This is a genomic window from Spirosoma spitsbergense DSM 19989 (assembly GCF_000374085.1).
In the GTDB taxonomy this organism is placed as follows: domain Bacteria; phylum Bacteroidota; class Bacteroidia; order Cytophagales; family Spirosomataceae; genus Spirosoma; species Spirosoma spitsbergense.
In genome coordinates, this window is the sequence record NZ_KB893553.1 from 1 (window position 1) to 15,331 (window position 15,331).

Genomic DNA, 15,331 nt, shown 5'->3' on the forward strand with positions numbered 1-15,331 from the left:
GAGATGCCAAGCAGTTTACGGGTCTTTCTGATTGTCAGGCTCGTTCGGTCAACAAACTTGATTACCATTTTAATGCAGCCCTGAGCGCGGTTAACGTGGCTAAAGTTGAGCAGGGCGTTGGTCAACAACCCTTCTCGATGGCCACTATTAAGACGCTCTACCACAATCGTTTACTACTAGATCGTTTTTTTTCTATCTTACCCAAAGGCACTAAACTGGAGAAAAATGATCCTAGAGTGCGTCAACTTTATCACTTCGGCTGTATAGCCGCCTAAATATTGACTAACCATTGTTAGTTAGCATGTGCCAGATAATCACCGCCAGCTTGCGAGCGGTGGCTGTGATGGCCGCCACGCGCCCTTTCTTATAGGCAATACGTTTGAAAAAAGGACTTAGCTCATGATCTTTTTGATTGCCAATGGAGTTCGCAGCTTGACGCAGGGCAGAAGCGATATAGGACTTACCTGAGGGTGTACGATGACTAAGGATACGTCCACCGCTGATTTTATTGTTGGGCACTAACCGCAGCCAACTAGCAAAGCTTTTGGCTGAGGCAAACTTATGGATATCCTTGCCCAAAGTGGTCATCAGACAAAGCACTGTACTATGACTAATGCCAGAGATGGCAAACAGATCGGTTTGAAAATAACTCAGCGCAATCTGGGAGACGTTGAACGCGGGCATATTCTTACTGCTCTTCTTTTTGTTTTCTGATGGTATTTTTTCGACTGGTTTCGAAACGCACTCCGCAGGCACACTGCGACGTAGGGCCTCTTCGATGACCTTATCACAATCCAGCAGCGCTTTCTGGTAGAGCTTATAAAAATCCAGGGACGCCTGCAATTCAATCGGATCGCCGAAGCGACAATTGTTCCGCTCGCCACCACCCCGGAAGGGATTGGGCGATTTCCTCTTTGGATTTTTTCATACGAATGTCTACCAGAGAGGCTAATTCATGCGGATCGCGGTTGCCAGCCAGAATCGCTTCAATGATAACCAGTCCGGATTTACCCGTGATGTCGCGAATGGCTACATCCAGACGAATATTCATCAATCGAAGCGCTTTCTGCATTTTGTGGATATAGGTAGCCTGCTGTTCGATGATGTGCTGACGATGATAGTAGTAAGTTCGAAGTTCCTGGAGCGTATCGCTCAACAAAAAACTACCCGACAACAACCCTAGGGAGTGAAGCCGTTGAATCCATAGACAATCGATGACATCCGTTTTTCGGCCTTGCACATTTTTAGTCTGACTACCGCCTACTAATAGCACGTCAAAGCCTGCTTGCTGGAGCGCATTGAACAGGGTTTGCCAGTAACTACCCGTGCTTTCCATGGCGACCGAAGTAATGCCATACTGCCGCAAATAGTCAATTAGATACTGATGGTCCTGGGTGTAAACACCAAACGATTTTACGTTTTCCTTATCCTGATCGACGGCTACCCAATGCTCTCGGGAGCCGATATCAATGCCAGCGGCATGAGCATTGACAACTGGAAGCGTTGCAGTTTGCTTTCCCATACGAGTTGACGAATATAGAGGTTAAATGACTTCAGGGAATGGATGGGTGAATCAGGATTTTTCTATACGGGATTCTCGAAGGAGATCACCAGTGAATTCAACAAGTACCTCTTGGAGAGGCATTATCCATTCCAGCCCAGATTTCAGCAAGGACTGACACGTACCATTCATAGGTTGATGGGCTTATGGCTGAAGCCCTGCCAAGTTGACTAAAAGACACAAGTATCCCTGCTCCTGTTGTCATGGGTATTCGATGGTACCCGCACAATCATTCGATTTCAGGACAAGACAGGTAAAAAATTACAAAAAAAATAGTAACATATGATTTTTACTAAAATTTTCTTACCAGAGTATACAACGGCCCAGTAGTCAATTTTTTACCAATTTGATTACCGGGCCAATAACAGCCATAAGCAAGCACAGTCATTTCACGGGCTTATTTTTTACATTCGAGAAATACAACCTCTTAAAAAAGAATTAATATTATCCCAGCCTGGAAGACTTGCATTATTTTATTTTATAAAAAAAATCCGCATTTTGCGTGACCCAAATTAAATCCAACGGATACTGTATCTGCTTGATTTAACGAAAGTTCTATACATACCAACATGAACAATCCGGTAAGCTTCACAATAGGCCGTTCAATAGACAACGATCTTGTCGTTGATCAGCCGGGAGTAAGTCGCCTGCACGCCCGTGTAACCTTTGTCACTGATGAGGAGGTGATGCTTGAAGACAGTAAATCTACTTACGGCACCTACGTAAATGGTCGGCGAATATCCAGTACGATTATCAACCCCAAAAGTCAGATTGTATTTGGGCAAAGCGAGCCAATAGATCCAAAGAGTATATTTAATCTTAAATTCACAACGGCAGCTGTTGCTTCCGAGCCTAAAGCGTATAGTCAGAAGCCAGCACGTCCCTCAATGCGGCAACCTGTAGCAGAGCCAGTTGCTTCTTATCCCCAATCGCCTACTCCCCAGGCCGATCCACTGGATGTTCGGGATAAATTCCGCCGACTGGCCAATTTACAGGAAATGTATTGCGAAACCCGCGAATCTATTCAGATCAATGGGCCTAAGAAGCAGGGGTGGTTACGAGCCATTTTGGGCTTGGTTCCTCTTGCTGGACTAGCCTTTGGTAGAGAAGGGGCTATTATTGGTATTGTTGGGGCTGTAGCGGGTCAGATAGTAGCAGTTGAACTGTTCAACCCCACTAAAAAACTACTCGCACTCGATAAAGAGTTCAAACGGGACTACGTATGTCCATCATGCGGTACATTTCTGGGAAATATCCCCTATGTTGATTTATTACGACGCAGGCAATGCCGTGAGTGCAAAGCCAAATGGACCGATTAAGATCAACAGGAATTATAGTAAAGCTTCTCTTCGCATACCTAAATCAATTTATCATGACTAACAACGATGCCTACGACCCGTATGAAGGGGCCACGCAGTTTCAATCAAACCAGCAAAATCAACCCAATCAGCAATCTATGGATGCTGAAACGCCCGACAAATCGTTAAACAACGATCAGAAAAAGGCAATCATTGCCGCTGGTGTCGGTACAGCAGCCCTGGGTGCAGCAGCTTATGGTCTCAGCATGCTCGAAGATAATGAGAACCGTGACCTGGCTGATGGAGACGATACCGATGAAGGCGATGGTACCGGCGATGGCTCCGATAATTCAAAGAGCAGTCTGGCCAGTGCAATACCCATTACCTCTCCGCCCGTTGCCATACCAACGCAGCCCGTCGACCCGTTCGCTGGTTTGACGGGCTTTGATAAAGCATTTCATGAAGCGCGCCTAGCTATGGGAGGGGGCGGGCATACCTTTCAGTATGAAGGTCAGACTTATAATACGTACACCAGAGAAGAAGAGGCTAATCTGACACCCGACGAACGCAATGCGTTTCTGGCCTCCAACAATCTTATAAATACGGGGCATGGGCATCATGATTCGGGTACAGCAATAGCGGCTACAGATCCCGATCATTTTCCTTCGGTAACGCTGGACCACGACGCACCATCAGAATCCAGCCACGAACCGTCTGTGTCAATCGAGAGTGACGAAGATGCCAGCGTGTCGCTCGACTCAGACCACGACCTGCACCATGTGCATATGGCGGACACTGTTACCGATCCGGTAGCCACACTCGATGACCATGATATATCAATACATGATCTTCATGATCCACTGCACGATTATGACAATCATGCCGATGTAAGTGATTTTACGTAGCACAACCAAACAGGCATAGTCAACCCTGATTGGTTATGCCTGTTTACCCCTGTTTCATCCTTCGTTGGTTAAGTCTGTATGTGCCCAGGTTATGAGTGTTCCAAAACTGCGGATTGTTTGTGGTAATCCTAAATGTCGCTCTCCGCTTCTGGTTCAGAATCCCCATAAACTAAAAGAAGCCAAGTGCCCGGCCTGTGGCTTTCTTAATCCAATTCCTGAAGAGGAAGCACCTACGCAAATCCAGAACAGGTTACCAACTGAGCTAGGGTGGCTGATTATAAAAGATGAACAAACGGCTACGCAAACATTTGTGCTGATGATGGGGGCTAATACGATAGGTCGGCAGTCGAATCTGTCGCCTTCTACCCATATGATCATTACAAATGATGAGTTTATGAGTCGCCCCCATTGTACGCTCACGGTAAGAATCGGTATACTGGGTACCATTGAATATCTCTTGCAGGATGGAGCCGCACGTGACGATGGGCGCTGGAAATTTAGTACGAACGGTACCTATCTGAACGGGCAGGAGCAACGCCTGTCAGAATTCGATTGCCTTTATTTAAGTGACGGTGACATTATCCAGATCGGTGTCACCAAACTGGTTCTGAAAACGCTTCAGCTTTCTCAATCAATACAAAAAGCGTATCGACAAGTTGAGGATATGGACTATGGACGAACTGTCATTGGATTTAAAACGCCCTAGGTAAGGCGACCACACCATACCATTAAATTTATCTACCCTATCCCGATGGAAGTTAATATCGCTCAACCCTTAGGATTTTCGCAGCTTGGTAGCCGCAGTAACAATGAGGATACGCTGTTTCCTGACCCCAAAGTTACAACCGCTCAGCAACGGTGGTTTATGGTTTGTGATGGCGTCGGTGGTGCTGAACGGGGCGAAGTTGCGAGTCAGTTGACGGCTATTGAGTTTGATCAGTATTTTCGGAGTAATTCCGTTGCCACTGTTACTGAAACCTATATTCAGGAAGCACTGGCTTTCGTGCAGGATCGATTTGATGCGTACGTAGCTGATAACCCGCAGGCCGAGAGTATGGGCACTACACTGACCCTGGTGTATCGGCACGATGGGGGAATCACCGTAGCTCATTTGGGCGACAGCCGGGTTTATCTGATTAGAAAGGGAATTATTGTGTGGCGGACAGACGATCACTCTTACGTAAATGAATTGGTGAAGGCGGGCGTTCTCAGCCCCGACGAAGCCCGCAGGCATCCACAGAGAAATATTATTACCCGTGCCATTCAAAGTGGTGATAAACGGGCACAGGCCGAGATACAACTACTCAATGATTTGGAACCAGGCGATTATCTGTTCATGTGTACGGATGGTATTCTGGAACGAATCAGTGATGAACTCCTTGAAAAAACACTCGGAAGTGCTGATTCAAATGATGAAAAAATGAGCACGCTGCTGGCTTGTTGCCAGGGCCAGACTCGCGATAACTTTACGGCCTATCTAATTCAGGTAGCCAGTATTACGGGAAAGGCAGCGGCTTCTGCACGCGTACAATTGCCGGCTTATTCACGCCCTTATACCGATGATGACGATGATGCCGTTACGCTCATTGGAGTGCCCGTGCCCCGCCCCGAATCGCTGCCTGCTTATGCCAGTCTGACCGAGCAAAATGACCCCGCTCCCACTACGCACCGGGAGCCGGTATCCGCTCCTGTCGAAAGAGTTGCTACGGCTAATACTCAACCTGCCTTTGCGGCTAAACCCGTTGTCAGGGAGCCGTCGGGTACTAAATTTTGGTTAACCTGGTCACTGGTCATATTATTGCTTGGCGGAGGGTGTTTTGCCCTCTGGTATCGATATGGAGATACGATTCAGGAGGAAACGAATCTGCTTGCTTCTGCCCCTAAAAAAGCCATCAACAGCCTGCCAGATATTGCTGCCAGTGATCAGCAAAAGCAGCGTAATACTCAACCAAAAGTACCCGGAGACAATACCTTATCTGATACGGAAGATGAAATGGTGGAGACCGAATTGACGGTGCAATCAGGCATAAATGGAGATGGGGTTGAAGTTATTGCGACAAAGAAACACTTGAACCTGGAAGTTACCAAAGCGTCAAACGGACAGCGGGGGCTTCGGTGGATAGCGGGTAAAGAAATATTCTCGCCCCAGTTTCAGAAGATTTACATCAATGAATTTGAATATGGGTTGATACCCGCTGAAATAAAAGCGCAAAAGGATCGCGTGTATATTAGTCAGCAGGGTGGGATTTACGAGAAAAGGGGGAAGGTTAGTAAAAGATGTGGGTTCGTACCGGTACAGAAGAACGGTTCCTGGATATACCTGAATTTAGCCGGGTACGAAAAGCTGAAACTGGGTATATACAAAAAAGCCGGTGTATTCGATGAAAAAACGTGTACCGCCAATGTGGAGGATGCGTATGGCAATATGTTTAGCATTGATGGTTCGGGGGTACGGCAAACTAAAAAAGAAGTCAGTCAATAAATTACTCCCGGAGCCACTATGCTTTTTTCACTCCTCTTCGTCGCCTGTAGTCTGATCAGCCAATTGAGCGAAAGCCTGCCCCAACAGACCTTTGCGGTGGTGGTAGGTGTGTCAGATTATAAGCTTGGCTTACCGAATAAAGGTGATTTACACTACTCGGGCGATGATGCCCGTAACTTCTGTGAACTGTTGAAGAGTCAGGCGGGCGGGCGGGTTCCGCCAACAAATATTCGCCTGCTGATTGATCGACATGCGAGTCGGGTCAATATTTTACAAGCAATGACCATTTTTCAGCGTGCCAGGGCCAACGACCGGATTATCTTTTTCTTTTCAGGTCATGGCGACGAAGGGTTATTTTTGCCCTACGATGCGTACATGTCAGGGCCTGATTTGGTATTACAACATGCCGTTGTTAAAGCCGCCTTCCGTAAGTCGGCAGCCCACATAAAGTTTTTAATAGCCGACGCCTGTAAATCGGGTAGCATGACCAAACGCCTGTATCCTCATGCGCTCAATAACCATGATTCGGTCTCTGCCAATGATACTACAAACATTGCTCAGGCTAATGCGAACAGCAGTGTAGTGGTTATTCTTTCATCCAGTTCCAACGAAGTATCGCAGGAAAGCAGTCGGCTAAAAGGAGGAGCTTTTACCCATTACTTAGTTGAGGGTGCCCGCGGGGCTGCCGACAATGACCCGCACGATGGCATTGTGACCATCAAAGAATTACACCGGTACATTTGGCGCAAAGTGAAAGCTGAAGTAGGGGATGGTCAGACGCCGAAAGTTTTTGGCCGTTTCAGCGACACCCTTGCCTTTGCATCACTTACGCCGTAACGAGCCAGTATCCACAACAGAACACGTAAAATCACTATGATTGGCATTAAACTTTTTGACTACGAAATAACCCGCAAAATTAAAGCGGGAGGAATGGGGGTGGTCTACGAAGCCCGGCGCGTTTGGGGTAAGCGGGAACGGGTGGCGGTAAAGTTTCTGCTCGAACAACTTCGGGATGACGACAACATCCGACGCCGGTTCATTCGGGAAGCCGAAATCCTGGAGATGTTGACCCATCCCCGAATTGTTCGAATCCTTGGCCTGGACCCTGACCGTGATGCTTTTGTGATGGAGTTCGTTGAGGGAAAAACGCTGGCCGAACACCTGCGAAATAATCCTCATACCTATCAGCAGCCTCAGGTGGCAGTAGAGATGTTTGCTAAATTATTGGATGCTTTTGATTACGCGCACCATGTTGTTATTGAGATTGGCTCCCGTCAGGAACAAGGGGTAATTCACAGGGATATCAAACCCAGCAATATCATTATCGAACCTGATGGCAACCCCAAGATTCTTGATTTTGGTATTTCCCGAATATCGACTTTTGAGAGTACGCTTACCGATCCCAAACTGCAAATGGGCTCGGTTGCTTACATGAGTCCCGAACAGATCGTTAATCCGGCTGGTGTAGACTGGCGAAGTGATATTTATGCGCTGGGCGTTAATTTATGGGAATTGTTTGCAGGTCGTTCTCCCTACCCGCAGGTAACAAACTTCGATGCCGTCATTCAGGTACAAAACAGCATCCGGAATGAACCGCTCCCCTCGCTGGTAGAACTGCACGCTACTAACAATAGTGGGCAGCAGGCGTTTCTACAGCGGCTCGATGGTGTTGTAGCACTGGCCACAGCCAAAGATCCCACTCAACGCTACCAACGATGCCTCGACATGCGTAATGCGTTACTGGCTACCCTAAATTCAGCACAAACCACCTCACAGAATTCCCTGCCCGATGCCGTAATATTTACTGATGAAGCAATCGAAAGTTTGCCGCTTTACATTCCTCTGGTGCCGGAAACGTTCAGACCTGTTGAGAACAACGATGTTGAAGAAGAGGCACTGATGACCGAATCAGCCACGCGGATGCAGGAAGTAGAACTGGCGGGTGGTTTTACCGGGGGAGATAGTGCCCGGATGAATGAGGCTGTTAGTATAACACCCGATGGGTCTTTCCGCCCGGTCCATCACGCTGCGCCAATTGGGAATACCAGAAAAAAGCCGGTTTGGCTAGTCGCTGCAATCATGGGAGTCTGCATTGTTATTGGGGCTATACTCTGGTGGCCACGGCAAAAACCAGTTGACCCTGTATTAGGAGCAAAATCCTGGGAAATATCATCGGCATCCGATTCTACAATGGCTACTCTTCTTACCGCAGACTCCTGTTATGAGGTTGGTTTGCAGTACTTTAATGGAGAAAATGGTAAGCCCAAGGATTACAAGCGGGCTGCTATATGGTATCAGAAAGCGGCTGGTCTGGGAAATTCGTACGGCCAAAGTGCTTTAGGCTACATGTATCAGAATAGTTTGGGCGTTGAGCAGGATCATGAAAAGGCGTTACGGTTGTTTCAGGCTTCAGCTGCTCAGGGCAATGCCGAAGGGCAGAAAAATCTTGGATACGTGTATAATAATGGGCTGGGTGTTCCCCAGAATTTTAAGCTGGCCCTGAAATGGTATCAGGCATCGGCCAATCAGGGCAATGCCGAAGGTCAGGTCAATTTAGGGACTTTGTATGATAACGGAGAAGGCGTTGAGCAGAATAAAATGGAAGCCGTGAAATGGTACAGGCGGGCGGCCAATCAGCAACTGCCACTGGCAGAGTATTATCTGGGGACCATGTATCAATTTGGGCAGGGTACTGAGCAAAGCACCAACAAAGCAATCCAATGGTATAAACAGGCTGCCCAGCATGGGAACGAGGATGCAGAACAGGCATTAAGACAATTACGCGCATCTTATTAGACAGCAGTACTCATTGAGCTATTTCAGTGGTATTGCCATACCGTGTCAACGGGTACATCTACAGATAGTCAATCCAGGAAAACCCATTACCCTTCACCTAGCCGCATCAGTAAATGATTAAGATGAAAAAAATAGTGTTTTTAGGCATACTCTCGTGGTTCGCTATAGGGAGTTTACGGGCGCAGGAAACTATTTACCTGGCAAACGGAAACCGATCTGCGGGAAAGTTAATCGGTGCTGAAGGCGAAAAAGTAAAAATTGCCGTCCTCCGAAACGGACAACCAGCCTACTACAGTCTACGTCGGGAAAATGTGTTGCTGGCTTTTACGGACGATGGCCGCTACCTGATTATAAATTCGCTGGATACTGATCCTGCCAAAGCACAACAGGAAATTGATGCTTTCCAGAAAGGAACAGCTGTGCATCCGGCCTACGATTTGCTGGTGAAAGCAACGCCCCCAACGGTATTGCCCGGCACAATTCGCTACGAAAGTGATGATGTTGTCAATTATCAGTCACCTGGTGGAGCAGCTGTATCCATTAACAAGCGCGAACTGGCTATTATTTTTTACCGCGATGGTCGGCACCAATTGCTTAAGTCCCCTGCCGAAGTAGTATCCGCTCTGAATAGTACCCGCGCTGAGTTGACCCGTCTGGCTACGCCTGCCCCTGTGGTGGCCACTCCTCCCACAACTACGGCTAAAAAAATGGTTAAACCGCCCGTAAAAGGAGTGAAAGTGGCTAAAAAGGTACCGGCTAAAACGCCTTTGCCAGCCAGCTCGCCCACTCCCGAACCAACTCCGGCTACACCCGCTCCATCAACTGCCACAGAGGCAAAAGCAATGACCATTGCCAAACCCAAACTGTCCGATACTCAATACCAGCAGTACCGGTCGAGCGCGTTAAGCCGGGTTGATGAGTTTGTTGCTTACCTGAATGTTATCGCCAACAAAGAACTGGAGGATGACGAAAAAGACAAAGCAATTGATCAGGCTACCCGGCTTTTCATGTCGGAGGCAACCATCGACGTGTCATCAGCCAATCGGCCGGGAGTACGAAAATATAAAATCAGGGATTACCTGACTCGCCTGAAAATGCTGCCCTATTCATCGACAACGATTGAATGGACCGAAATTCAGTACGTCAGTGAATTGAAGCAGGCTGCCGATGGAAACTATTACGGCCTGATTACCGGACAACAGACATTTACGGGATACGCTGAAAATGGGAAAGATGTGCTGTATACGGACGTAACGGAAAAAAGTGTTCAGGTCAAACTAGAAGCCTATCGTAATTCTAAAAATGGTAATACGCAGCTTAAATGGGCTGTGCTGCTGGGAAATATTGGGCTGGTTGTCAAATAGTGATCCGGCACGAATAGATTGCCGTGGCCGGATGGTGTGAGTTATTTGATTTGACAGATAAGGCCTGAAACTGGAAAATAACGTTTACTTAACTACTCTGACAACCCAATAAAAACCTTATTATGAAAAGAATTTTATACGCATTTGCACTGGCAGGAATAAGTTTTATACATACCGGCGTGGTGGTAGCGCAGGGAATTACACCACGCGATAACGAAGACCTCAAGCTTCTGGCTAAACGGAAAGTTACCAACTTCAGCGATTTGCTGAACACGGTAACGTTCGAGGACCTGAGTGAATCGGAGCGAAAAGAGATTATTGCTAGGAGCTACGATACGGAAAAAAAGGCCCGCCTGTTTTACAATCCAGATGTAATCATTGAAAATGATATTCAGCCTGACAAGCCTATTGATCAGGCGGTTGATTTGAAAGTAGAAAAGTATTTCGCGAATCTGGATCTTTTCTACTCCAAAGCTCCCGACCAAACAATCACCTTCTCCGATATAATTATCTCCAACACTAAAGAGCGGAACTATGTCTACCTGAAAGTGTATTATACCCAGTTATTCAAAGGGAAAAATGCCCAGTCGACGGTCGCCTATCGGCCTGTCACCCGCGTAGCAGAGGTACGGGCCGAGCGGGTTGGTAAGAAATGGAACGGTTTTATAGCACACGTTGGATTCTTGGCCCCGGGAGATTCAGCTACCTCCACCCTGAACGATGTGGCTTTGGAGGCACCGGAAGCCCCTACCGATAGTGCATCTATTCGGCGCAGGCAGGAAGAGGAGGATCTAATAGCTGCACAACGTCAGAAAGAGCGACAGGAAGAAGAAAAACTACGGAAAGACTACGAGGATTTGATTACCCAGGGAGACCAGGCCCTGAATGCCCGGCGGTATGCCGATGCCCTGCGGATCTATGGCGATGCCGAAAAACGAAATGTTCAGAATGAATATGGCGATATAATACCCGCCCGTAAACTTGCCCAAACGAACCGGCTAATAAACGCAACCCGGATTGCCGAAAGTGAGTTGATTCGTGATGCGCGTGAGAAGGGCGAAATAGCCCGAAAAAAACGGAATTATGCCGAAGCCCTTGGCTATTTCCATCAGGTACTTGACAAACGACCTGACTCAACGGCACTCCAGACAGTTATTAAGGAACTGACGTTAAAATCAAACCAAAAGACGGAATATGACGAACAGTTTGCAGCCGGACAGTATAAGAAACTCCTTGATGAGTATAATAAAGTTATCAAGAAGGATAAAACGAATTCAGACTGGTATCTGGGCAGGGCCAAGTGTTATCTAAAACTCAATGAAGACAAAGATGCCCTGAAAGACTTAAACACATCGCTCGAACTTGATTATGCTAACCTGGATGCCCTACTGGTTCGTGCTGATCTGTATCGTAAGCAGGGAAATTTACCAAAAGCAATTACCGACCTGTCGGCTTACCTGATTATCGATCCTAAAAATGACGTTGTATTCGGGCAGCGTGCTCACCTGCGAATAGGTACGAACAACCTGGCGAATGCGGATGAAGATTTCTCCCAGGCAATAAAGATCAATGAAGAGCAGATACCAAGACTGGTTCCACCCGGAAAACAGGCAGCTGTTGTAAAACAGGCTACCTACTTCTACGACCGGGGCCTGTTGCGCTATCGAACGCATCTGGATTCGATGGCTATCGTTGATTTTGGCGAATCAATAAGAATGGCCCCTGCCATACCGGAGGCCTATTTCTGGCGCGGGCTGATTTATGCCCAGCAGAAAAAATATACCCAGACAGGTACCGATTTTCAGGAAGCTACCACGCGCAAGGTTCCCGCTGAGTACACAGTACGGATTGATTCTGTGATTAACAGTCTGTATTTATTGGGGCGACAGGCAAACGAAGCAAAAAATTATTCAGAAGCTGTTTTGCAGCTTAGTAACGCCTTGTCCGTACGGGCTGAACTACCCAACGCCTTGTACGAACGCGGCCTGGCTTACCTGAACGAAAATTCGTACGAAGAGGCTATCCGGGACCTGACAGCTTCCATCACCTACGCTCCCAATGAAGGGCCCGCCTACGACCGTAGAGCTGTGGCATACATGGCTTTGGCTCAGTACGATAAAGCAATTGCTGATTACCGGCGCGCTTCTACACTGAACCCTGCCAACTATCCGGCTATGCTCGGCGAAGGAACTGCGCTGATTGAATTGAAGCGATACAAAGAAGCGATTCCACCCCTGCTTAGTATCAAACAAGTACAGAAGAAAATCGAAAAAAACTATACGCCCGCCTTCTTTCGGGATGCCTATTACCGGCTGGGTCGTGTGGAGTTTGCCACGGAACAATTCGATAAAGCCGTTGACGACTATTCTACTGCACTGAAATTTGATGAAACGTTTGCAGAAGGATACACAGCCCGGGGAGCAGCTTACGAGGAACTTCGCAAGTTTGACCGGGCTATAGATGATTATCAACGCGCCATCGATCGTAATCCAGCCGTGGCAGCCCGCTATTTGGACAAAGCTATGGCACAGGAAAAAGGCGGAGATCTTGCGTCGGCCATCGCAACCTATTCGAATGTAGTTCGCCTGGATTCTGCCCAGCAACTGTACCCCCGTGTGTTGCTGCGTCGTGGCGTAACCTATCGGTTAAATGGTCAGTATACAGAAGCACTGGGCGATTTAAAACAGCCTGCTCTGGAAAAAGATACGGCTGTGTGTAGTTACGACTGCTGGTTAAATATCGGTTTGGCTTATCTATACGCAGGCCAGCCCGATGAGGGGACACCTTATCTGGCCAAATGCCTTCAGAAGTCTCCCTTTTCGGCCTGGGCGGCTTATGCTACAGCCTGTGCCAGTTTACAAAAAGATAACGAAGCAGAAGCCCTTGTTTGGTTTGACCGGGCTTTTCAGGAAAAAATCCTCACACCCACTGATATCAATAAAGATAAACTGCTAAACATAGCCCGTAAAGATTTTCGTAAAAACAAAGAGTTTAAGAAACTATTGGATAAATACGGGAAATAACCCGTACTACAAGGGTAGTTACTGAGCCTACCTTTGTAGTACGGGTCAGTAGATTTTCCTTTAAATAAAAAGACCTGGTTATTCTGGCTGATACTGAATGAAGTTTTTTGTTAATCATTTATTATTCAGCATTTTGCGCTTGTCTGTGTAACATACAGATAAAACAAATTCCGAATTGCTCAATTGGGAACGAATGAGTTTTTCGATTGAAGAAGTATCCTTCTGCCGATGCAGGCAGGTATACTTTTACTTATGTCCACACTTGATTTTACAACCATGAAATTGCCAGCGCGATTCATAGTGCTTTTGGGAAGTGGGTTATTACTGACCTGCTCGCTAGCGATGGCACAGGATGAACGAAGGTATCAGGCTTATTATAAGCAGGCTCAGGGCTATGAAAACCTTAAAGATTACCGGAAGGCCATCTCCGCCTATCGACAGGCTCAAGCCAATGCCACGACGGAAGCTGGTAAAAGCATTGACAAAAAAATTGAAAGTCTCGATGAGTGGCTGCGGATGCAGCAGTTAGTGAAAACAGGGCTAACCAGCGAGATTGACCAGCGAATTAACCAGTTGACCAGCCTGTCCAATCGGAAACGGTTTCGTGAAGAATTAAAAAAACTACAACTGCGCGATGATGCACCTACAGCAAGCTATCAGCAGTTGATGCATCAGGTTGAACTGGAGGGCAACAACCTTGAGGTAGCTGGTCCTCCCATAAACCCAACCATCAGACGGCCGGCTCCAACCCGCCGTTCTTCAGCCAAACCCATTACACCCCCACCCAGGAAGGCTGTTGTTAGCATGCCCGCTGCTGTACCAAAATCGTCTCCCGATTTCAGGACCACTAAATCAGCGGGGGCATTACCCATAGGTTCAGGAAATCCTCATCAATAGCGGTTGCTGTATTGGGTTTCGTTTCAAACCATCCGTTTAGGATTCTACGAGTTTATGGGGCTCTGTAGGAACAAACAGGGTGATTTCTTAAGACAGGAATTCCTGAAAACAGCCGACTGATTTATCATAAAGTTACTCGATTTTGAGTAGGTAAACGGCTGTATGTCAAAGCGTAATGTTGCATGTGCCCTGCGTTAACTTTATCTCATTATCTAATCATGTTTTCCATTAATCTTTCTTTTGGTATGCGTACTTTTTTTTACCTCTTTCTTTTACTGGCTCTGGGCAGTTGCAGTAAAAAGGTGATGGTTCGGTTTAAGCAAAAAGAGGCTGAAATAACCTCAAAAGAGTCATTAGCCTTGCTTATGCTGGTCAACAAATCGCCCAAAATAGTACTTCGCGTACCAGATGCACAAAGGGTTGTGTTAAGAAGCCCGGCTACTAACAACAAGTACCAGAGCGATTCCAGAAAACTAACCGGCTCACAGCATGAAGTCGTATATGATGACAGAATGCTGTACAACGTCGTTGAAAAGCAGCTATTCGAAAACTTGAATGTTATTGATCGGAAACTCTTCAATGAGGTAATGAGCAAGGCTAGTAATGTCGATTACTCTAGGCTAAATGACCTGACAAACACAGACCTGATTTTGGAATGGGTCAACATGGACCGGCAGGTACCGTACACAGCGAACGAATGCTACCAGATAAGTAAGAAAGGAAAAGAGAAGACGATTGGCCTGGAAAACAAGTTTCGACGCCTGGGCGCGTCTATCGAATTCAGGCTCGTTCAGGTCAAAACCAATCAGATGGTAGGTAACTACGTATTCAACTACACCCCTTGCGCTACGGGTTGTGAGTATCTGTATAAAGGGGGCAAACTGTTGCCCCTCGTTAAGCATACCCAGCTTGGCCCTTATGAAATTGCCAGCCAGGCCGAACTCGAAAAATTCATGACAAGTGCTACCCGGCAGCTAGTTGACGCTATCCGTTAACCATCCAACG

13 protein-coding genes are annotated in these 15,331 nt (G+C 47.1%); 11 read left to right on the forward strand and 2 right to left on the reverse strand.

Annotated elements, in window-relative coordinates; genetic code table 11:
* Nucleotides 1-275, forward strand: a 275-nt coding sequence (locus tag B157_RS39045) for a hypothetical protein (RefSeq protein WP_020603192.1), incomplete at its 5' end; no start/stop codon positions are given.
* A gap of 7 nt (nucleotides 276-282) precedes the next feature.
* On the opposite strand, the gene B157_RS36890 is transcribed toward B157_RS39045, so the two are convergent.
* Nucleotides 283-843, reverse strand: coding sequence for an IS110 family transposase (locus B157_RS36890; protein WP_052647007.1), 561 nt, complete (start codon nucleotides 841-843; stop codon nucleotides 283-285).
* 1 nt (nucleotide 844) lies between these two features.
* Nucleotides 845-1,522: an IS110 family transposase gene (locus B157_RS36895; protein WP_052647009.1), complete on the reverse strand. Its 678-nt coding sequence runs from the start codon at nucleotides 1,520-1,522 to the stop codon at nucleotides 845-847.
* A gap of 608 nt (nucleotides 1,523-2,130) precedes the next feature.
* On the opposite strand from B157_RS36895, the gene B157_RS0118205 reads away from it, so the two are divergent.
* The 10 genes from B157_RS0118205 (at nucleotide 2,131) to B157_RS0118250 (ending at nucleotide 15,321) form a co-directional block, all read left to right on the forward strand.
* The gene (locus B157_RS0118205; RefSeq protein ID WP_020604741.1) at nucleotides 2,131-2,880 is read left to right on the forward strand and encodes an FHA domain-containing protein; all 750 of its coding nucleotides are present in this window, start codon (nucleotides 2,131-2,133) and stop codon (nucleotides 2,878-2,880) included.
* A gap of 53 nt (nucleotides 2,881-2,933) precedes the next feature.
* Nucleotides 2,934-3,764 carry a hypothetical protein gene (locus B157_RS0118210; RefSeq protein ID WP_020604742.1) on the forward strand — a complete coding sequence of 277 codons (831 nt, stop codon included), beginning with the start codon at nucleotides 2,934-2,936 and terminating at the stop codon, nucleotides 3,762-3,764.
* A 91-nt stretch (nucleotides 3,765-3,855) separates the two neighbouring features.
* Nucleotides 3,856-4,470, forward strand: a complete 615-nt coding sequence (locus tag B157_RS39805; protein WP_020604743.1) for an FHA domain-containing protein — start codon at nucleotides 3,856-3,858, stop codon at nucleotides 4,468-4,470.
* A gap of 45 nt (nucleotides 4,471-4,515) precedes the next feature.
* Entirely contained in the window at nucleotides 4,516-6,246 is a 1,731-nt protein-coding gene (locus B157_RS36900; RefSeq protein ID WP_020604744.1) for a PP2C family protein-serine/threonine phosphatase, read from the forward strand.
* Between the two features lie 18 nt (nucleotides 6,247-6,264).
* Nucleotides 6,265-7,083, forward strand: a complete 819-nt coding sequence (locus tag B157_RS0118225; RefSeq protein WP_020604745.1) for a caspase family protein — start codon at nucleotides 6,265-6,267, stop codon at nucleotides 7,081-7,083.
* Between the two features lie 36 nt (nucleotides 7,084-7,119).
* Entirely contained in the window at nucleotides 7,120-9,042 is a 1,923-nt protein-coding gene (locus B157_RS0118230; protein ID WP_020604746.1) for a serine/threonine-protein kinase, read from the forward strand.
* A 122-nt stretch (nucleotides 9,043-9,164) separates the two neighbouring features.
* Nucleotides 9,165-10,406: a hypothetical protein gene (locus B157_RS0118235; RefSeq protein ID WP_157618491.1), complete on the forward strand. Its 1,242-nt coding sequence runs from the start codon at nucleotides 9,165-9,167 to the stop codon at nucleotides 10,404-10,406.
* Between the two features lie 122 nt (nucleotides 10,407-10,528).
* Nucleotides 10,529-13,429: a tetratricopeptide repeat protein gene (locus tag B157_RS0118240; protein WP_020604748.1), complete on the forward strand. Its 2,901-nt coding sequence runs from the start codon at nucleotides 10,529-10,531 to the stop codon at nucleotides 13,427-13,429.
* Between the two features lie 342 nt (nucleotides 13,430-13,771).
* On the forward strand, nucleotides 13,772-14,326 hold the full coding sequence (locus B157_RS0118245) for a tetratricopeptide repeat protein (RefSeq protein ID WP_020604749.1): 555 nt from the start codon (nucleotides 13,772-13,774) through the stop codon (nucleotides 14,324-14,326).
* A 245-nt stretch (nucleotides 14,327-14,571) separates the two neighbouring features.
* A complete protein-coding gene (locus B157_RS0118250; RefSeq protein WP_020604750.1) occupies nucleotides 14,572-15,321 on the forward strand; it encodes a hypothetical protein in 750 nt (249 codons plus the stop codon).
* Nucleotides 15,322-15,331 lie beyond the last annotated feature (10 nt).

Bases quoted from the DNA above. Each gene is read 5' to 3' on its own strand.
- B157_RS0118230 (WP_020604746.1), top strand. From the start codon at position 7,120: ATGATTGGCATTAAACTTTTTGACTACGAAATAACCCGCAAAATTAAA.
- B157_RS0118245 (WP_020604749.1), top strand. From the start codon at position 13,772: ATGGCACAGGATGAACGAAGGTATCAGGCTTATTATAAGCAGGCTCAG.
- B157_RS0118250 (WP_020604750.1), top strand. From the start codon at position 14,572: ATGCGTACTTTTTTTTACCTCTTTCTTTTACTGGCTCTGGGCAGTTGC.
- B157_RS39805 (WP_020604743.1), top strand. From the start codon at position 3,856: ATGAGTGTTCCAAAACTGCGGATTGTTTGTGGTAATCCTAAATGTCGC.
- B157_RS0118225 (WP_020604745.1), top strand. From the start codon at position 6,265: ATGCTTTTTTCACTCCTCTTCGTCGCCTGTAGTCTGATCAGCCAATTG.
- B157_RS0118235 (WP_157618491.1), top strand. From the start codon at position 9,165: ATGAAAAAAATAGTGTTTTTAGGCATACTCTCGTGGTTCGCTATAGGG.
- B157_RS0118205 (WP_020604741.1), top strand. From the start codon at position 2,131: ATGAACAATCCGGTAAGCTTCACAATAGGCCGTTCAATAGACAACGAT.
- B157_RS0118210 (WP_020604742.1), top strand. From the start codon at position 2,934: ATGACTAACAACGATGCCTACGACCCGTATGAAGGGGCCACGCAGTTT.
- B157_RS36895 (WP_052647009.1), bottom strand. From the start codon at position 1,522: ATGGGAAAGCAAACTGCAACGCTTCCAGTTGTCAATGCTCATGCCGCT.
- B157_RS36900 (WP_020604744.1), top strand. From the start codon at position 4,516: ATGGAAGTTAATATCGCTCAACCCTTAGGATTTTCGCAGCTTGGTAGC.
- B157_RS0118240 (WP_020604748.1), top strand. From the start codon at position 10,529: ATGAAAAGAATTTTATACGCATTTGCACTGGCAGGAATAAGTTTTATA.